13 protein-coding genes are annotated in these 18,728 nt (G+C 55.6%); 7 read left to right on the top strand and 6 right to left on the bottom strand.

The features are described from left to right. Positions 1-27 precede the first annotated feature (27 nt). Positions 28-2,691 (bottom strand): ATP-binding protein, encoded by a 2,664-nt coding sequence (locus tag B150_RS22705; protein WP_020401147.1) that lies wholly within the window; start codon positions 2,689-2,691, stop codon positions 28-30. After that, positions 2,684-4,198, bottom strand: a complete 1,515-nt coding sequence (locus B150_RS0116980) for a bifunctional metallophosphatase/5'-nucleotidase (RefSeq protein ID WP_155860118.1) — start codon at positions 4,196-4,198, stop codon at positions 2,684-2,686. The genes B150_RS22705 and B150_RS0116980 overlap by 8 nt, the downstream gene beginning before the upstream one ends. Positions 4,199-4,421: 223 nt before the next feature. Here B150_RS0116980 and B150_RS0116975 point away from each other — a divergent pair, with 223 nt between their 5' ends. Next, positions 4,422-5,612, top strand: coding sequence for an amino acid aminotransferase (locus B150_RS0116975; protein ID WP_020401145.1), 1,191 nt, complete (start codon positions 4,422-4,424; stop codon positions 5,610-5,612). Positions 5,613-5,655: 43 nt separating this feature from the next. After that, positions 5,656-5,943: a DUF4031 domain-containing protein gene (locus tag B150_RS0116970; RefSeq protein ID WP_020401144.1), complete on the top strand. Its 288-nt coding sequence runs from the start codon at positions 5,656-5,658 to the stop codon at positions 5,941-5,943. On the opposite strand, the gene B150_RS22700 is transcribed toward B150_RS0116970, so the two are convergent. Then, entirely contained in the window at positions 5,928-6,623 is a 696-nt protein-coding gene (locus B150_RS22700; RefSeq protein ID WP_020401143.1) for a c-type cytochrome, read from the bottom strand. The two genes, B150_RS0116970 and B150_RS22700, sit on opposite strands and share 16 nt — an antisense overlap. Before the next feature lie 218 nt (positions 6,624-6,841). Here B150_RS22700 and B150_RS0116960 point away from each other — a divergent pair, with 218 nt between their 5' ends. After that, complete coding sequence (locus tag B150_RS0116960; RefSeq protein ID WP_211205950.1) at positions 6,842-7,519, top strand: DUF599 domain-containing protein; 678 nt, start codon at positions 6,842-6,844, stop codon at positions 7,517-7,519. 173 nt (positions 7,520-7,692) lie between these two features. Continuing rightward, a complete protein-coding gene (locus B150_RS0116955) occupies positions 7,693-10,596 on the top strand; it encodes a TonB-dependent receptor (RefSeq protein WP_020401141.1) in 2,904 nt (967 codons plus the stop codon). A gap of 71 nt (positions 10,597-10,667) precedes the next feature. On the opposite strand, the gene pepF is transcribed toward B150_RS0116955, so the two are convergent. Continuing rightward, positions 10,668-12,560 (bottom strand): oligoendopeptidase F, encoded by a 1,893-nt coding sequence (gene pepF / locus B150_RS0116950; RefSeq protein ID WP_020401140.1) that lies wholly within the window; start codon positions 12,558-12,560, stop codon positions 10,668-10,670. Between the two features lie 183 nt (positions 12,561-12,743). Between pepF and B150_RS21665 the strand changes: the two genes are divergently transcribed. From B150_RS21665 to B150_RS22695, 3 genes are read left to right on the top strand one after another with little or no spacing between them, the layout of a single operon-like run. Then, the gene (locus B150_RS21665) at positions 12,744-13,385 is read left to right on the top strand and encodes a cupredoxin domain-containing protein (RefSeq protein WP_155860116.1); all 642 of its coding nucleotides are present in this window, start codon (positions 12,744-12,746) and stop codon (positions 13,383-13,385) included. Positions 13,386-13,387: 2 nt separating this feature from the next. Next, a complete protein-coding gene (locus tag B150_RS21660) occupies positions 13,388-15,718 on the top strand; it encodes a putative bifunctional diguanylate cyclase/phosphodiesterase (protein ID WP_020401138.1) in 2,331 nt (776 codons plus the stop codon). After that, positions 15,705-16,970, top strand: coding sequence for a hypothetical protein (locus B150_RS22695; RefSeq protein ID WP_020401137.1), 1,266 nt, complete (start codon positions 15,705-15,707; stop codon positions 16,968-16,970). The genes B150_RS21660 and B150_RS22695 overlap by 14 nt, the downstream gene beginning before the upstream one ends. Here B150_RS22695 and B150_RS0116930 read toward each other — a convergent pair. Both B150_RS0116930 and modB read right to left on the bottom strand, forming a co-directional pair. Continuing rightward, a complete protein-coding gene (locus B150_RS0116930; protein ID WP_020401136.1) occupies positions 16,948-18,042 on the bottom strand; it encodes an ATP-binding cassette domain-containing protein in 1,095 nt (364 codons plus the stop codon). The genes B150_RS22695 and B150_RS0116930 overlap by 23 nt on opposite strands. After that, the gene (modB, locus tag B150_RS0116925) at positions 18,039-18,725 is read right to left on the bottom strand and encodes a molybdate ABC transporter permease subunit (RefSeq protein ID WP_020401135.1); all 687 of its coding nucleotides are present in this window, start codon (positions 18,723-18,725) and stop codon (positions 18,039-18,041) included. The genes B150_RS0116930 and modB overlap by 4 nt, the downstream gene beginning before the upstream one ends. Positions 18,726-18,728 lie beyond the last annotated feature (3 nt).

The raw sequence follows: 18,728 nt of genomic DNA, 5'->3' as shown, positions 1-18,728 counted from the left end.
TGCAGTGCACGGGCCTATATTGCCTGATCAGGCGATATAGGTATCGAGGCACTGGCGAATTTCTTCAAGCTTGATGGGCTTGGTGAGGAACGCATCAATGCCTGAGCGGGTGCTCAAATCCCGCGCATCTTCCATCGCGTCGGCTGACACAGCCACGATAGGCATACGCTGCCCAGTTGTTTCCTTGGCGCGTATGGCGCGCGCAAGCGCAAAACCATCCATATTGGGCATGCGCAGATCGGTGAGTATCATGTCGTAGCGCGCGCCTTCCATCTTCTCCAGGGCGAGCAGGCCGTCATCTGCCGTGTCGAAGCTGCAGGAGAGTTCGCTAAGGATCTTGCCAATCACAAGTTGGTTGATGCGGTTGTCCTCCACCACGAGCACGTGTCGCGCTTGAGCAGGGGCACTTTTAGTTTTTGTAGCCTCGCTTGCGGGCACTTTGCTGGCGCGGGGTGTGCGGAGTGCTTTACTCTTTTGTGTACTTACATCTGCATCGCTTGATGCCAGCTCGAACGGCAAAGTGAGGGTAAATACCGAGCCCTTCCCAACCTCACTCTTAACAGAGATATCGCCTTTCATGAGTTGCGCCAGACGGCGACAAATCGTGAGCCCCAATCCGGTGCCACCATACTGGCGGGCGACAGACGAATCCGCCTGCTCGAAGGGCTGGAATAACCGTTCCATCACTGCTTCGCTGATGCCGATGCCGCTGTCCGTGACCGAAATGCTGACCTCTCGCTTCCAGGCGGTTGGTGAACCGGTCAGATTCGCGGCGATCTCCACACTGCCACTTTCAGTAAATTTGGCCGCGTTACCGAGAAGGTTGAAAAGGATCTGTCGTAGCCTGTTTGCGTCCCCAACAACGTTGGTTGGAAGGTTTGGCGCAAGCGTGACTTTGAGAGGCAGGGCCTTCTGGTCAAAGGTTGGGCGCAGGAGGTCGGCGACACTGCCAATCACGTCATGCAAATTGAAACCAAAATGATCGATCGTGAGTTTGCCAGCCTCGATCTTGGACAGGTCAAGGATGTCATCAATAATAGTCAGGAGTGTTTCGGCCGACTGGTTGATAACATTCACCAGTTGCCGCTGATCCTTGCCAAGTTTGCTGCGCTCCAGGATTTCGGCGACGGAGATAATGCCGTTCATGGGAGAGCGGATCTCGTGGCTCATCATCGCGAGGAAGGAGGACTTCGCCGTTGCAGCCATCTCCGCCTTTTCCCGCGCGGCCAGCAACGTCTCTTCCACGTGCACCTGATTGGTCACTTCAATCATGATGAACTGACGGGCGCGTTTGCCTTCCCAGTCAGCAAGTGTGGACGCGAGATCAAAGTAGCGGTCAGCATGGCCGTCAAAGGACACCTTATGGCGAACGGTCTTGATGACATTGTCAGTATCCTCAAGATGCTCACTCGGCATGAGGTTCAGGACCAGTTCACGGTCCTTGAAATCACTCCACAGCTTGGCAAAGGCATCGTTGTGGAAGAGAAGCGTTTTGCCGACCACGATGCACATGGCTTGCGGCGATTGGCGGATGACGTCACGCACCTGTTCCGCACTTTGCCGTAGCCGTTTCTGGCGCTTTTCAATCTCGTCGACGAAATAACGTACCGCTGAGGCAATTTCGGTAATTTCGTCATTGTCTTCGACCGGGATACTGGCGGACTGGCCGGAAGCCTGACTATTCACCGCGTCTGTCAGACGAGAGAGGCGGCTGATCACCTTGCGGTCGATATAAAGGATACTGCCGCCGGCAATCATCACGGCCACCGCCACCGCAAGGATAAGCCAAGTCAGTTCCTGTTCGGCGCGGTCTACAAGTATATTGGTTGATGTCTGCGCGTTCGAGCTTTCGGTAGCCGACAGACTGTTTGCTTCCCGCAACAGCTCCCCAGCGATGACACGCATTTGCCGGGCCAGTGCTTCTGAACGCAGCTCCAATTGGTTGAAGCTGTTCAGGGTTGTGATCAGACCGGTTTCACCTTGCAAGCGTTCCTTGAGTTCACTGATGGTACTATTCGCGCGGCCGCGGACGGGGGCGGGCAGAGAGGCAATGTCTTTTTCAAGCGCCGTGAGGCGGCGGTTGATGGCAAGAACATCGCGGCGTTGCATACGGGCATTGCTCCCAGGGTTCAGCGACGCAGACTGCAGCACAAGCGCCCGCACATCATTCACCCACATCAGATACTCGGAGCCATCGTTGGTAGACGTACGCAGGCCCTCTACAGCCCATGCATTGAATTCTTCTCTCTCAAAACGCGCTTTGTTGGCAGCATTGATTTTCTCTTCAATGAGCGTATTGAGGTCATCTGCGGTAGTGGAGAGCACCGAAAGAATGGCCTTTAGGTCCTTGGTGGCGGCCACTGTCCGGCCCTCGTTTACCAGCGTGGTGCCCACGTCGATACTGTCTTTGGTGGCACCATATGCAATGCGACGTTCGGCTTGAACGTCGGCGATCATCAGCCGTTCCGCGTTTTGAAGCACGGATTCAAGCAGGACAGTAAGTTCCATAGTGGTGGAAAGGGCAGGCAGCGATTGTTCAGACAAGCGTGTGATCTGGTCAGTGAACTGCCTCAGTGAGGTGTAGGCGAGGGCAGATACAAAGCCGAGCAGCAGAAGCAAAAGCGTGATGACACCCTTGACCCGGAAGCCAAGGCGACGCTTTTTGCCACTACGGAACGCTACGTCACTCATCTTGGGTTTTCTTGCTCATATCCTTCAGCCGACCCTCGGTTTTCGGCGCGATTTCGCCCAGTTTTTCTGCCCGTTCTGCAACAAGGTCCCACATTGCCCTGTTAGTATGACGAATGGCAACCCGTTCAGCGTTTGTCAGCATATAATATCCGTCATTGCCTGCGGCCATGAAGTCGGAAACACCCACGAGATAATATTGCGACGAGTCAACGGCTTTGGTGTCAAGGAGAACGCGCTGCACGCGATTGCCTTTTGGTGCGCTGGAGTCGAATTCTACCGTCAGGTTCGAAACCTGAAGCGCGCACCCATCGGCGCTACGCGCACAATCAAGGCCGTGTTCAAGCGCCGAGACTAGGTCTGCACCCTTCAACTTCAAAAGCGCTGTACGGTTGCCGAATGGCAGTTCGCGCTGAATGTCCCCGCGGCTCAGCTGTTCGCCAGCTGTGTAGGACCTGTTTCCGCGAATGGCGCCGCTGTTCAGGAGGACAGCATCAGCTTTCAGGTGGTAGCGCAAGGCATCGGCGATGAAGTTTCCGAAGGCGTTCTCAGAGGTTCTGACGTTTTGACGCAGTGTGTCAAAAGAAGTGGAAATGGTTGCGATTGGCGGGCTGAGGCGTTCGCTAAGCCTGTCCCTGTAGGACGCGATCAGGCGCGCTGTGTTCTCGTCCGGCACATAGTTGGCCAGTGAAGGGAAGGATGCGGCCGTTTGAAGCGCGCCTGTATCATCCTGCCAGATATCCAGAATGATTGCCTTACCATCCAGAGGGCCTTCGGTATGCAAAACGCCCTGATGGTCAAGCGAATGTGGGTTGCCAAAATTGTGGGTATAAAAAATACCGTCGACGATTCCTGATGCCCGGAATTCTCCAAGGTCATCAAAGTCGGTATCCGCCATCAGGAATACAGCATGGGCGCCGAGTTCGCGTAGTTCATCGGTAGTTTGTTTGACAACTGCCGTGATGTCGAGTGCATGCGCCTGCGTGGCACCATATTCAACAATGGCGTTCACCGACGTGAGGGCAATGAACCCGACAGTCAGGTTGTTACCTTCAAGCAGGAAATAGGGGTCGGTGCCGTCGATCTGGCGCCCCGTTTGGCGGTCTACAAGGTTTGATGTCACGAACGGGAAGGCGCTGGCGAGCGCGTTGACCACCATCTCGTCATAGCCGTAGGCAAATTCCTTTTTGCCGATCGCCATGAATTCTGGCGCAAGCGCATTCAGGATGTCGACCATATGGGCGCCGTTATCCAGTGCGCCGAGAACGGAAGGACCAAGCGACGCGCCGCCGTCAATAAAGTAAACCTCGCGCCCGGACGCGCGTTCCTTTGCCAAAAGCGTGGCGAATTCTGCCAGCCCGGCCTTGTCTTTGGGTTGCACAATTTCTGGCAAGGAAGAGAGGTAGATCAGGCGCAGGGCGTCTGCCGGCACGTCATCGCCACGACTGGGCAAGGCGAAGGAGACGGCCACCACGAGGGCCATTGTCAGACCAGCAAAATATCTACGCACTATAAAGCCCTTATCGCTAAACTTTCAGGCATATTCACAAGGGAATATTTAAAATTAGTTTAATTCCGTACAGCCCGAAGAAAAACTCATGAAACAGGTCGCCTTTGCGCTTGAACGAGACGTGCAGTTGACTAGTGTACGGCCTTGCGTGAGGACACAATATGATTTAGTTTCAATTGAAACAAATTTGTGTCCAGATATATCTGACATCATGAGGCCTGCCATGTTTTCCCACCTAGATAAGTTGCCTGCTGACCCGATCCTTGGTCTTTCCGCCCTGTTTAAAGCCGACACCAACCCGGAAAAGGTTGACCTTGGCGTTGGCGTTTACAAGACGGCGGAGGGCAAGACACCCATTCTGGGTGCTGTGCAACAGGCATATGGCCGCCTTTGTGCAGACGAGGGCAGCAAAGTCTATATTGCCCCTAGTGGCTGGCCGGGCTTCACGGATGCCGTTGCCAAGCTTGTGTTTGGCGATGACCTGCGTGCCAACCTCGGTGATCATCTTGCAGGTATTCAAACTCCGGGCGGTTGTGGCGCCCTTCGCCTCGCTTTCGAACTGATTGCCTACGCCAAGCCTGAAACCACCGTGTGGGTCAGTACCCCAACCTGGGCAAACCATGTGCCGACATTGGCTGCTGCGGGCCTTAAACACAAGCAGTATGCTTATTATGATCAGGCAACGGCGTCCGTTGATGTTGAAGCAATGCTGGCTTCGCTTGGCGATGCCCAAGCGGGTGATGTGGTCCTATTGCATGCTTGCTGCCATAACCCGACGGGTGCAGACCTCGCAGTTGCTGACTGGAAGCGTGTATCTGACCTGTTGCTTGAGAAAGGTTTGATCCCGTTCCTCGATATGGCTTATCAGGGTTTTGCAGCGGGCCTTGATGACGACGCTGAGTCCGTACGCCACATCTTCTCCGCGCAACCTGAAGCGCTTCTGTCCTACTCCTGCTCGAAAAACTTCGGCCTTTACCGGGAACGTACTGGCGCCCTGTTTGTTAAAGGTACACGCGCTGATACCAAAGATGCACTCGGCACCAATCTCGCCCGTCTGGCGCGCGAGAACTATTCCATGCCGCCAGCACATGGCGCGGCGCTCGCAACAACCGTCCTTGAGGACAGCGACCTGAAAGCGTCGTGGATCATGGAACTCTCGAGCATGCGTGACCGGGTGAACGGCCTGCGTCGTGGTCTGGCTGACGCATTTGTGCGTGAAGGCTGCGGTGAACGTTTCTCAGGTGTCGCGCGCCAGACCGGCATGTTCTCGCTTCTAAACCTGACGGCAGAGCAGGTTGCCGTAATCCAAAAAGACAAGTCCATCTACTTCCCTTCCAATGGCCGCATCAACGTTGCGGGCCTGACGGACGAGAATATCCCTTACGTAGCACGCGCAATCGCTGGTGTGCTCTAGCACACGACTTGCCGGGGCTAACGAACTTTGGCATCGTTAGCCCATGGCTATATTTCTTGATCGGCCCCTTGATTGGGGGCACCGCTTTGGTCCTTCATCACACCTGCTGTCAGACATTCCCGGTGTTGACGGCACCTGTGAACTGACAGAATTTGGCTTCCAGATTGGGCTTGAGCCTGTTTGGCTTCAATTGCGCGGCAGCGCGAAGGAGCACTTCGACCTATTTGGGCCGCGCATTGATTGGGCAGTGGAAGCAGGTGCAAGTCTTATTCACCGCCGGGAAATCGTGCGCATCATTCGTGCAAAACGAACCTTCTATTCGTTCGGCTGAGCTGCCTTGTAGTCTGGCGAAATAGTTTGCAGCCATGCAATCAGGTCGGCCCTGTCCGCAAGGGTTACAAGGCTATTAAAAGCCATGTGCGAACCTTGGGCAAAGCGCTTACTCTCAAACATGAAGGCGTTCAGGCGCTCGGGGGTCCAGTCTCCCTTCAGGCGCAGGATATATTCGCTGTAGTGGAAACCCTTTGCTGACGCAATCGGACGGCCGACCACACCAAAAAGATTGGGCCCGATCATGTTGGGCTCACCCTGTTTATAACTGTGACACGCCTGACACGGATGAAACAGTTCCGCGCCGCGGTCCGCGTTACCTTTCAGAAGTGCTTCTGGAAGGGCATCAGTCTCGGGTGGGAGCGGGCTATTGTCTGCCTGAAGTGCCAGCCAGTTGATAAGGTCTTGCCTGTCTGTTGGGTTGTTAAGCCCGCGGAAGCTCATGTCAGTGCCCGGCACGGCATGGTTCGGACGTTGCAGGAACTCATCGAGCGTGGCGGCGGTCCAGACACCGTCCATGTTCTCGAGTGCAGGGCTATAGCCAAACTCCGGCGCCGAGGCTATGTTGCGCCCAAGAATGCCATACAGGTTGGGTCCAACACGGTGCTCACCCTCGGGGCCAACTGTATGACAATTGGCACAGAGCGAGAATAGCTTGCCTCCGCGAAGCACGGAACGCATTGAAGTCTCTTCCGCGTAGGCGGCGGTCCCCAAAAGAATAACAAACAGAACTATTAAGCGCATAAAACCCTCGATAATTTCGGGTGTTAGCACTTGAATAGTGATAAGTCTATGAAACGACCTCCATTGCAATTCCAGCGGGTGCGTGGTGATAATGTGGGTTGGATTTTGAGGGCGCTGAGCAGGGAATGGACCGTCTGATGCAGTTTTTGGAGTATATGAATCATGCAGACCTTTTGGCGCTTGCATTCTTTGGCGTGGTGACCACTGCCTACACACTCGTGACTGACCACAGCAAGCTGCGCGCCCGGTCCATATCTGCCGCGATTGACAGGCAGCGCGAAAACTGGATGCAGGAAGCGCGGCGGCGTGAGTTCAGGATGCTGGATAGCAATATCCTTGGGGTTCTGGTTTCAGGTGTCAGCATTTTTGCTTCCACCAATATTTTTGTCATCGGTGGTTTGATCGCAGGCCTTACCTATAATGAGGAACTGAGTGCAGCTTTTTCCTCGGTTCCGTTTGCGGACCCGATCACGCCGGGCCGGTGGTCCATTAAGTTGACTCTGCTGCTCGCTATCTTCGTTTACGCCTTTTTCAAGTTTGCGTGGGCAATACGGCTCGCGAACTATTGCGCGATCACCGTGGGCGCCATGTGCGACCCGGCGGATAGCGGGAGTGACGTGGCTGCTGCCCGCGCCAAAACAGCCTCACGCCTTGCAGCACTTTGCGGACACCATTTCAATAGAGGGCTGCGGGCCAATTTCTTCGGCCTTGCTGTGCTGGGCTGGTTCTTCAGTCCGTGGATTTTCATGGCAGGGACACTCTTTGTCGTACTCATTCTTCTGAGGCGCGAGTTCTTTTCGGGCGCGCTTGCGGCGCTTAAGGATACGCCGTAACCTCAGGGTGTTACCTGAGCGCCACACAGGAATGCTACCGGTGGACCGACAAAAAAGCTTCACCTTCGCTTAACCGCGCTGTCACATTTACAGCCGATCAAAAGACAAGCCGCCACATCTCATAAGTGGACGGGCCCATACTCATAACCAATTTACAGGTTCAGGGAAAATCCATGTCTTTTGATACGCAACGCACCAAACTGCGCCAGGCGGCACTCGCGTCCGCAAGCGCGCTTGCTGTCCTTGCTGCGACCGCTGCCCACGGCGCAGATGTAACCGGACAGGTTAAAACCAAGAATTCATCCTCCGCGCTTGAGGGCGCAGTGATCAAGATTGAGGAGCTGAACCGCCGCGCTTCCACCGGCAGCGATGGTACGTTCCGTTTCAACAACGTGCCTGCCGGTGAATATACCGTGATCGTATCCTATATCGGCGCCGAGCCGATGATGCGCAAAGTGACGGTAACGGAAGAGGGCGGTAAGCTTGAGTTCACCATTGGTGGCAACGCCAACGACATCGAGGAAATTTTTGTCCTTGGTCAGCGCGGTAGCCTCAATAGCTCCATCTCCAAACAGCGCGCTGCAGACAATGTGTCGAACTTCCTGTCCGCTGACGCTGCAGGCAACTTCCCCGACCAGAACGTGACAGAAGCTGTCCGCCGTATCGTGGGCCTTTCGGTCGAGAATGACCAGGGTGAAGGTCGCTATGTGATCATTCGTGGTCTTGACCCGAACCTGTCATCCTCATCGATTTCCGGTGTGCGTCTACCGTCGCCGGAAGCTGGCGACCGCAAGGTGGCGCTGGACGTTATCCCGTCTGACCTTCTGGAGACCGTTGAAGTCACCAAGTCGCTGACGCCTGAGATGGACGCTGACGCCATCGGCGGTAACGTCGACATCAAGACGCTCTCGGGTTTCGACAAGGACGGCCTGTTCATCAAGGCCAAGGCTGAGGGCAGCTATAACCGCCAGCAGGACGAGATCACGCCGAAATTCGGCCTCACGCTCGCGAACGCCTTCAATGAGCGTTTTGCGATTGCCGGCTCCATCAGCTACTACAACCGCAAATTCGGCACCGATAATATCGAGATCGACGGTGACTGGACGGACGAGGACGACGAAGACCAGACCATCGACGGCCTCTATCCTGAAGAGGTTGAATTCCGCGACTATGTGGTCGAGCGTCGCCGTATCGGCGCTGCGCTGAACCTCGACTTCCGCCCGAGTGATGATCACGAGCTTTATATCCGTGGCCTGTTCTCTGACTTCAAGGACACAGAGCACCGCAACCGTATGGAACTGAAGCTGAGCGATGGCGAATTTGACCTCGGCGCGGCAGATGGCTCTGACGGTTTTGTCTATATGAACGGCATTGAGGCTGACCGTGACTTCAAAGACCGTATCGAGACACAGAAAATCTATAGCGTGGTCATGGGCGGCGAAAGCCACTTCGACAAGCTGACGGCGACCTATTCGGTTGCATATTCGAAAGCGGAAGAAGCGGAGCCCGATCGTGTCGACACCGATTTCAAAGGCGAAGACTTCAATTCGGGCGTAGTTTTCTCGGACCGGATGATGCCGGGTTCGACCTTCCAGTCGCTTGCTGACCTGCAGGGTATTCAGGATCTGAGCGCCTACGAGCTAGACGCCATCGAATACACCGACAACAAGGCGACTGACAAACAGCTCGCATTCAAGTTCGACCTTGCCTACGATACCTATGCCGGTGACAACCCGCTCCAGCTCAAGTGGGGTGCCAAGGCGCGCTTGCGCAAGAAGAAGCTGGATGCCAACTTCCTGGTATACGAAGACCTCGGCGATTATACGCTCGACGACTTCAGTGCTGCGACGGACTATCCGCTCGACATGGCTGTCGGCAATCTGGGCGCCAGTAGTCCGGCACTGCGTGATTTCTTCTTCGCAAACCGCGGCAATTTCGAGCTCAACGCGATTGATAGCGCGCTTGGCGATGAAGCGGTGGAATATGACGCAAAAGAAGATATCTACGCCACCTACATGCAGGGCCGTATCGACATTGGCAACCTGCGTATTGTTGGCGGTTTGCGCTACGAATACACCGACTTCGAAACCAACAGCAACTTTGTCTTTGCCGGTGAAGAGGTCGTAACCGACCCCGATACCGGCCTGCCGGTACTGGACGAGGACGGCGACCCGGAAACCGAAGACGTACTCGACGTTACGCCGGTAAACCGCAGCCGTAACTATGACTATTTCCTGCCAAGCCTCAACATGCGTTGGGAGCCGAGGGAAAACCTTGTCACGCGTCTGGCGTACTTCCGTTCAGTGGTTCGTCCGAACATCAGCAAGGTGGTCCCTACCGGGGTCATCGAATATGAGGAAGAGCTTGACGACGGTGTTGTTGAGCGCACGACCGAGGGTGAAATCGGTAACCCGGGCCTCGTGCCGATGTGGGCACACAACCTTGATGCCAGCATCGAATGGTACCCGAATAATGATGCCGTTATCTCGGTGGGCGTATTCTACAAGGACATCCATAACTTCATTGTCGACCGTACGCTGGAAGGTGTGCGTGTGAACGGCATCTATTTTGATGAAGTTGTGCGTCCGTTCAACGGCGACAAGGGCACGATCAAGGGTATTGAGCTCAATTACCAGCAGGCACTGACCTTCCTGCCGGGGCCGCTTGACGGCCTTATTGTCGGCCTGAACTACACCTATGTGGACAGTGAAGCCGAGGTCTTCGACGGTGAGGAAACCCGGGTGATCCCGATGCCGAAAACGTCGAAGAATGTGGCCAACATCGTACTCGGCTACGAGAAGGGCCCGATCAGCCTTCGCGCCGCGATGACGTATCGGGATGAATATCTTGATGAACTCAATGCCGGTGGTTTTGGCGACCGCTATGTGCTTGACCACAAACAGTGGGACTTCTCAGCCTCCTATGCCATCACCGACAATATCAAGGTTTACGGCGAGGTATCGAATGCGAATGACCGTCCGTTCCAGGCGGTGTACCGCAATGACGACGGCGACTTCCTCATGCAGCATGAGCAGTATGACTGGACTGCCAATATGGGCGTGAAGGTGAAGTTCTAATCTTAAGTCACTGATAAAAAAGGAAAAGGCGGGCAATTGCCCGCCTTTTTTGTTTGCCTGACCGTAGGGGGTTATTTGCCCATGCGGTCGAGGATTTTTTCCGCCTCGTCCATCAGCCGGTTCATACGGTTGATGAGCGTGGTGTAGGGCACCTCTGAGGCGAGGTCGATTTTTGCATCTTTGAGCAGTTCATAGGGGTATCGCGAACCACCGGCCTCAAGCACGCTGATATAATCGTCGCGCGCGGTGTCGTCGCCCGCAAGCATGCGCTCCGCAAAGGCGGTGCCGCCCGAGATAGAGGTGGCATACTGGTAGACATAGAAGTTCCGGTAGAAGTGCGGGATGTAAGCCCATTCGATGCCGTAGGTATCATCAATCTGCATCACGCCTTCTTTTTCGCCGTGATATTTGCGCAGAAGCTCAAGATATAGCTCGGTCATCTTCTTGCCGGAGAGGGCTTCGCCTTTCTCTGCCAGTTCGTGGATGCGCAGTTCAAACTCTGCGAACATTGTCTGGCGGAAGAAGGTGCCACGGATACCTTCAAGTGCGCGGTCAATGTAATATAGCCGCTCTTCGTCCGGCAGGTCTTTGGCCAGCATATACTCCTGCAACAGCACTTCGTTGGTGGTGGAGGCAAGCTCCGCCGTAAACGTTGTGTAGCTTGCCATCTCATACGGCTGGTTTTCACGCGCGAGCATGGTGTGAACCGCGTGGCCCCACTCATGGCTGAAGGTGGAGACATCCTCAAAGCCGCTATTGTAGTTCAACAGGAGGTATGGATGCACGTCATAGGCGGAGCCGAACATGTAGGCCCCCGGGCGTTTGCCAGGCTGCGGGTAAACATGCATCCACTGGCCCTCAAAGCCCTTTTTGAGGTGGCTGAGGTATTTTTCACCAAACGGTTCGAGGGAAACGATGGTCATTTCCTTGGCATCATCTACGGTGAAGCTGCGGTCAAGAGCGGTAACCTCAGGGTAGATGTCATAATAATGCAGGTCATCAAGGCCGAGAAGGCGCTGGCGCAGCTTGAGGTAGCGGTGCATGGACGGCAGGTTTTCATTCGCGGACTTCACAAGCGCGCGGTAAACCTCCGTCGGAATATTGCTGCCGGATACGGCGCTATCGAGCGCGCTATCGTAACCTCGGGATTTGGCGGTGAAAATATGCCCCTGCACATGCGTGGATAGCGTAGCACCCAGCATCGCTTCATAGGTTTTCCATGTGCCCCAGAAGGTGTCAAACACCTTCTTGCGGTCGTCCCGGTTCATCACAGCGCGGTATTTGCTGTAGGCCGACTGGTTCAGCATGACCTCTTCACCGCTTGCAAGGGTGACGGTTGGCCACGGCATGCTGGCGTTCGCCATCAGTCCATAAATCTGGCCCGGACCAGACAGCACGTCGCCCGCGTTCGCGAGCACGGATTCCGCTTGTTCACCAAGGGTGTATTTTTCCTGGCGCAGTGTATCGCGAAGGCCAAAGGCATGTTTGGCGAGGCCTGGCTCTTTCTTGATGAACTGCTCGATCTTCTTGCTGCCAACCTTGATCAGCTCCGGCGATACAAAGGCCGTTGCTTGGTTGAGGGATGACAAGAGCGACTGCGCCATCGAACGAGCTTCCTGCTTCTCTGAAACACGGAGGTCTTCGTCGGCAGAAAGCACAGCATACACCAGCAGGCGCACGGCTTCCTTTTGTACTTTCGACAGCTTGTCCATCGCCGCCATCAGGGTTTTGGCATCCTTGCCCAGCTTGCCCTTGAAGCCTTCGATTTCCTTCATTTCTTCCAGCACACGCTGGCGTTCAGCCTCCCATGCCTCTGCACTTGCGTAGAGGTCCGTCAGGTCCCATTCGATGTTGGGTGTATCCTCTGCGAACGCATAGCTGGCGGGTTGAGGGGCGGTGCTCATCAGTGCGGTTGATGCCGCAAGCGCAATAAAGGTGCGCTTGAAGTTTCTTGTAATTTTCATTGGTCGTTCCTCCCAGATTGTCGTGACACCATGGCGAAGTAAAAAATCTTGTGCAAGATGGACCATGGTTCATCTATACTATGACCCATTCTTCCCGCCTTGCCATAACCAATAATTGATTGGTACCTTAGTGATAGAAATTATAATGATTTCCAGATGTTGGGCGCGAATGGGGAGTACCTGGTGAAACGTTTTTTCCTGATTGCAGCAATGGTGGTCTTCTCCGGCGGCATGTCAAACGCTGCGGAACTGCGCGTGAGCGTGCAGGCCGACGGTGGCGAATTGGTGGAAAATGCCGTTGTCAGCCTCAAGCCAATGGCGCCAAACCTAAAGATGCCACAGCCGCAGGCGGAAGCGATTATGACACAGGAAGACACACTGTTTCGGCCGTTTGTCCTGCCTGTCACGGTGGGCACGGTCGTCACATTCCCCAATCAGGACGAGTTCCGTCATCAGGTCTATTCCTTCTCCAAACCCAAGCGGTTCGAGCTGCGCCTCTATGGCAAAGACACCACGAACTCCATCGAGTTTGACAAGCCGGGCGTGGTGGCTCTTGGCTGCAATATCCACGACAATATGCTCGCCTATATCTATGTGAGCGAACATCCTGTGCTGGCCAAAACTGGCGCTGATGGTACAGTTTTGTTCACTGACCTACCCGCGGGTGGTTATGAAGTGCATGTGTGGCATCCTGACGAAAAGAAGGGGGGCGACGACATGAAGCCGGTCACTCTTACCGGCACTGGCAGCAATGAGCTGAGTTTGAATATCAAGCTGCGCAGTGTGCGGCGTGCGCAGACGCCGCCGCAGGGCGAGGAGTATTAGGCATGCTGAAATTCAGGTTTCAGACCAAGCTTACCATAGTCTACTTGGTACTTTTCCTTGTGGTCATGGGGGTTATAGCCCTGTTTTTCTACCGCTCCGTTACCAACAATGTACGAGAGCAAATTGAAGGACAGCTCAGCGCATCCGCGCGCACGTTCGAACGTATTCTGGACGACCGGGTGGAAAAACTCTCGGCAAGCGCGCTTCTGTTGTCGCGCGACTATGGCTTCCGCGACGCTATCAATAACCCGGATGATCAGGCGACGGCTATGTCGGCACTTCGCAACCACCGGGCCCGTCTTGGTGCGGATCTCGCCTATATTCTTGATCTCGACGATGAACTGGTCGCAAGCACCGGGGCAGGGGATAGCCTGCCGGCCTCCACACCAATTCCAGATGATATGAAAATCGAGGCGGAAGAGAATGGTTCCGCCGCGCGCATGGTGGAAATCGATGGCCGCATCTATGAATTAGTTGTTGTGCCGGTCCTCGCGCCGATCCCGACTGCCTGGATCGCGTTTGGTATGGAGTTGAATGAAGCCACAGCGCGCGAGATCAAAAGCCTGTCGCCCATCGATCTTGAAATCGCCTTTGTCTATGACGGCGGCAATGGCGATTATGCGCTCGCCGGCGCTACATCAGAGCGTGCCGCGCTTGCGGACTTTCTACGCACTCACCCGCTTGCGGCTGGCGCCTTCAGCGCTGACTTTAGCGGACAAGATCACCTGTTCTGGCATTTGCCGCTCCATGCCAGTGAGGGCGATGCCGGTATTGGTGCACTTCTCTACTATTCAATCGATGTCGCGCTTGAGCCGTATGACCCACTCGTTGTTGCCATGGGTTTTACCCTCATCGGCGGTCTTGTGCTTTTGATCGCGGGCAGCGTTGTGGTGTCGCGCGGTGTAACACGTCCACTACGCCGCCTTGCTGACGCCGCGCAGCGCATCACTGCGGGTGAATATTTGCAAGTTGCGTCGCCAACGGAAGGTGACGAAGTCGCTGACTTGACCGTCAGCTTCAACCAGATGGTTGATGCGGTGCAGGAGCGTGAGACCAAGATCAAGTTTCAGGCCTTCCACGATACTGAAACAGGCTTCCCGAACCGTTTGATGTTCGAGGAACTGCTCGATCAGACCATTGAGAACAGCAAGTCATTTGTCATAGTGGTTGCAGAAGTGCAGCAGATACCTGAACTGCGTACTGTTCTGAATCACCGCAATGTGAATGACTTGATGGTCTGTGTCGGTGAACGCTTGCGTCAAGTGGTGAGCACGGATGTGGCGCGTCTGACGACCGAAAGTTTCGCTTTTATCCTACGCGATTCCGATGAAGCGGAGATCGTTGCCTCGCTCGCCATGAATTCATTCCTCACACCGTTTGATGTCGCCGGTATCGTGATTGACGCCCGCGCCAAACTTGGCCTTGCCAAGTTCCCGGGTGACGGCGATGACACCGCGGTGTTGCTGCGCCACGCCTACGCGGCGCTTGATAAAGGCCGCTCTGCGCCCAAGGGTTTCGCTTGGTATGACCCGGACACCGACAAGTCGCAAACGCAGCGCCTGTCGATGATGAGTGAACTGCGTGTGGGCCTCAAGAACGGTGAAGTCCGTTTTGCTTACCAGCCGAAACTTGACCTCGCGACGGGCAAGATCACCGCCGCAGAGGCGCTTGTGCGCTGGATCAGCCCGACCCGTGGTTTTGTGCCGCCGGATGACTTTATTCCGCTTGCCGAACGTACGGGTGATGTGCGTCACCTCACCGAATGGGGCCTTCGCGCTGCCATCAAGCAGATTGCAGACTGGCAGAAAAAGGGCCTCAATCTCGCAGTGGCGGTGAACCTGTCTACCAGTGACCTGATGAACGGTGCCCTGCCATCGCAAATTCTGGCACTCCTGAAGGAATTCTCTGTACCTGCAGGGCTTCTCAAGCTTGAAGTGACAGAGAGCGCCGTCATGCACGACATGGAACGCGCACTCGATGTGCTCAACATGCTTGCGGCCATGGGGCTAACGCTTTCCATTGACGACTATGGCACCGGCTATTCGTCACTTAGCTACATCAAGAAGCTGCCGGTTAGCGAAATCAAGATCGACAAGTCGTTTGTGATGAACCTCGCCAAAAGTGAGGAAGACAACATCCTTGTGCGCTCCACCATTGAGCTTGGCCATAACCTTGGCCTTGCGGTAACGGCTGAAGGCGTTGAGGACGAAGAGTCAGTCGCGCGCCTCAAGGCATACGGCTGTGACACGCTGCAGGGTTATCATATTTCCCGCCCGGTACCTGCGCAGGAACTTGAGAAGTTTCTCGAGGAAGGTGGATATGAAACGAACTAGTCTGGCGGCGTTTCTGTGCTTGCCTATCGTCGGTGCGCCAGTGGCCGCTGATGAGGGCTTCCCAACCCTGAAAGTCGATTTTCTCGCCGATGCGCGAGTCACCTTGGCGGATGGTGAACCCAGCTGGTTCAAGGATTGGCTTGGTAAGGGGCGTTACGGAGGTACCCACTGGGCGGGCAATGACGTGGAAGAACTTCGCCTGGCCGAAGTGTCTGCAGTTGCGCGGGCGGAGATCAATTGGGACTTCAGCGCGTTCGTGCACGCCAAGTTCGATCATGAGCAAAACAAGCCAGTTGACCTTGTGGAAGCTTACTTGAAGTTCAAGCCAGCGCCTAAATCCTCCCTTGCCTATGAAGCGCGCCTCGGTTTGATGTTTCCGCATATCTCCAGGGAGAATATCGGTTTCGCCTGGACAACGCCCTACACAATTACGCCGTCTGCCATCAATAGCTGGGTGGGTGAGGAAGTGCGTGCCCTTGCCCTTGAAGGTAAGGCGACATATCAGACCGGTGCTCATAGCCTTTCGCTCACCGCAGCGATTTTCGGCTTCAATGACCCCGCAGGCACCTTGCTCGCGTTCCGTGGTTGGGCACTTAACGATTATAAGGTTGGTGCATTCAGCCAATTACCGCTCGCTGATTTGCCCTCGATTGGCGCGGACTCCGATTTCCTCAACAAGCAGCCACTTTGGGTTCATCCGATCAATGAGATTGACGGTAAGCCCGGCTATTATGCCTCACTTGATTGGGACTACGCAGGGCAGTTCAAGGCCGGTGCCTTCTATTATGACAACCGGGGCGATCCGGAGGTTATCAAGCGCAAGCAATATGGCTGGGACACGCGTTTCTGGAACGTTTATGCCGAAGCTGAACCGTGGGGCGGCATGACCGTCATCAGTCAGTATATGACCGGCAATACCAAAATGGGCAGGCAGCGTGCGGGTTGGCAATACCCGGTCGATGTGGACTTTGAAGCCGTGTTTGTACTGGCGAGCCAGCAGTTTGACCGCAATAGGCTGAGCGTGCGGTATGACTGGTTTGCAACCGACGACAATACATTTGTGGTTGAGGACAACAACAACGAATGGGGGCACGCGTGGACGGTGGCTCTATCGCGTGAATTCCGCAAAAGCGATCAGTTGATCCTTGAATATCTGAAGCTTGATAGCTGGCGGCCTGCCCGCAAGCAAATCGGCTACGCAGCCGATCAGGAGCAGAGCATCATCCAGATCAGCTACCGCTTGCGCTTTTAGGTGTAGCCACCAGTTCCTTCACCGCCACAGCCTTGATGAGTGCATAAACCGTATCACCTTCCTTGAGGCCAAGGGCCGTCAGTGAGCGCGCAGTGATGCGACTGCTGAGGTGCAGGTCTGTCCCGTTCGGCACTAGCATAAGATCTGTGCCACGCCGGCGCTTGTTGATGTGAACGAGGCAACACTCAATCTGGTTAATGACGCTGATGCCCTCTATGCGCTGCTTTGCAATTGCCACATCCCGCGCCAGAACGCGAAGGCGCACCTTGGTGCCAATGTCTTCGCCGTCATCGGGCAGCCACAAGGTTTGGCCACCAAGCGCACATCCGATCATGCCGTCCTGCCGGTCGCTGATGGTGGCGATGATCAACTCGCCTGCATCGTCGAGATCGAGCAGTTCAGAGGTCTCAGGGCGCGCAAACACTTGCTGTAGCGGCCCATGGACGGTGGCGCGCAGGCCATCCATCAGGATGGCATTGTCCGCCACTGTCAGCATTTCTTCGGCCTGATGGGTAATCATCAGCACCATTTGGCCGGTGGTGTCGCTCAGGCCCCGGATCAGTGCCATCATCTCGCGCCGCCTTTTGGGGTCAAGGCCGTTCATGGGTTCGTCGAGTATCAGCAGTCTCGGAGCGCTGGCAATTGCGCGGATGATGGCCGCGCGGCGCGCTTCCCCGCCAGAGATTTCATGCACGCGAGCATCCAAAAGGTTACGGATGCCCGCTCTTTCACAAAGCCCCATCAGCAGGTCTTCATCGATCCTGCATCCGAAACTTAGGTTTTCATACACACTCATGTGCGGGAACAAGGCGCTGTCCTGCGGTACAAGCGCGATCATGCGTTTGTCCGTGCGCACATCAATATTCTCGCGGCTGTCAAACAGGCGCTGCCCATCCAGCGTAATAGTGCCCCCTTTGGGCGCTTCAAGCCCGGTTATCAGCCGCGCCAGCGTGGTCTTGCCAGCTCCCGACGGGCCAATGAGGGCAGTTATGCCGGGCAGCAGATTGAACTGGGCGAAGCCCTCAAGCTCACCAGTGCGCCAGTGAATGTCGACCTGGCCCCGCATGCTCATGCCAGCCCCCGTTTGCGGCGTGCGCGACGAGAGAGCCATTCGGATACCGCAAGGCTGCCGATGGCGGGCACAAGGCAAAGAAGCGCAAGCCGTGCTGCTGCCGCCTCGCCGCCGGGGCTCTGAGCCGCGCTATAAAGCGCGAGCGGCAAGGTCTGCGTCAGGCCGGGAATGTTGGCAACAAAAGTGATGGTGGCGCCAAACTCACCAACAGCACGCGCAAATCCAAGCGCGGTGGCGGAGAGGATGCCGGGCAGGGCTAGTGGCAGGCTGATGCGCCAGAAGGTGCGCCATGGGCTTGCGCCTAGCGTAAGGGCGACCTCGCGGTAGGTTTTGGGCTCTGCTTCGAAAGCTTGCCTAATCGCACGCACCATCAATGGGAAAGCCATCAATCCACTTGCAAGCGCGGCACCCTGCCATTTGAAAGCCGGGCTCAGGCCGATGCTCTCGAGCCAGGCGCCAAATGCGGTGTTCGGGGCTAGGGTTACTAGAAGAATATAGCCAATGACGACGGGAGGTACCACAAGCGGGGCATGCAGCAGGACTTCAAGCGCAGTTTTCCCAGCAAATGTGCGGCGTGCCATGACATGTGCGACAAGAATGGCTACTGGCAGGCTCAGGAGCGTCGCCCAAATGGCAACCTTGAAACTGAGCGTCAGCGCTGCAAGCTCAAAGTCGCTGATCATCTG

It is taken from the genome of Kordiimonas gwangyangensis DSM 19435 = JCM 12864 (assembly GCF_000375545.1).
In the GTDB taxonomy this organism is placed as follows: Bacteria; Pseudomonadota; Alphaproteobacteria; order Sphingomonadales; family Kordiimonadaceae; genus Kordiimonas; species Kordiimonas gwangyangensis.
The sequence above is the reverse complement of the archived record's forward strand: the minus strand, read 5'-3'. Positions and strand labels throughout refer to the sequence as shown.

What these genes read in the sequence shown, in the direction of transcription:
- B150_RS22705 (WP_020401147.1), bottom strand. Translation starts at nt 2,691, where the DNA reads ATGAGTGACGTAGCGTTCCGTAGTGGCAAAAAGCGTCGCCTTGGCTTC.
- B150_RS0116975 (WP_020401145.1), top strand. Translation starts at nt 4,422, where the DNA reads ATGTTTTCCCACCTAGATAAGTTGCCTGCTGACCCGATCCTTGGTCTT.
- B150_RS0116970 (WP_020401144.1), top strand. Translation starts at nt 5,656, where the DNA reads ATGGCTATATTTCTTGATCGGCCCCTTGATTGGGGGCACCGCTTTGGT.
- B150_RS22700 (WP_020401143.1), bottom strand. Translation starts at nt 6,623, where the DNA reads ATGCGTTCCGTGCTTCGCGGAGGCAAGCTATTCTCGCTCTGTGCCAAT.
- B150_RS0116960 (WP_211205950.1), top strand. Translation starts at nt 6,842, where the DNA reads ATGAATCATGCAGACCTTTTGGCGCTTGCATTCTTTGGCGTGGTGACC.
- B150_RS0116955 (WP_020401141.1), top strand. Translation starts at nt 7,693, where the DNA reads ATGTCTTTTGATACGCAACGCACCAAACTGCGCCAGGCGGCACTCGCG.
- pepF (WP_020401140.1), bottom strand. Translation starts at nt 12,560, where the DNA reads ATGAAAATTACAAGAAACTTCAAGCGCACCTTTATTGCGCTTGCGGCA.
- B150_RS21660 (WP_020401138.1), top strand. Translation starts at nt 13,388, where the DNA reads ATGCTGAAATTCAGGTTTCAGACCAAGCTTACCATAGTCTACTTGGTA.
- B150_RS22695 (WP_020401137.1), top strand. Translation starts at nt 15,705, where the DNA reads ATGAAACGAACTAGTCTGGCGGCGTTTCTGTGCTTGCCTATCGTCGGT.
- B150_RS0116930 (WP_020401136.1), bottom strand. Translation starts at nt 18,042, where the DNA reads ATGAGCATGCGGGGCCAGGTCGACATTCACTGGCGCACTGGTGAGCTT.
- modB (WP_020401135.1), bottom strand. Translation starts at nt 18,725, where the DNA reads ATGATCAGCGACTTTGAGCTTGCAGCGCTGACGCTCAGTTTCAAGGTT.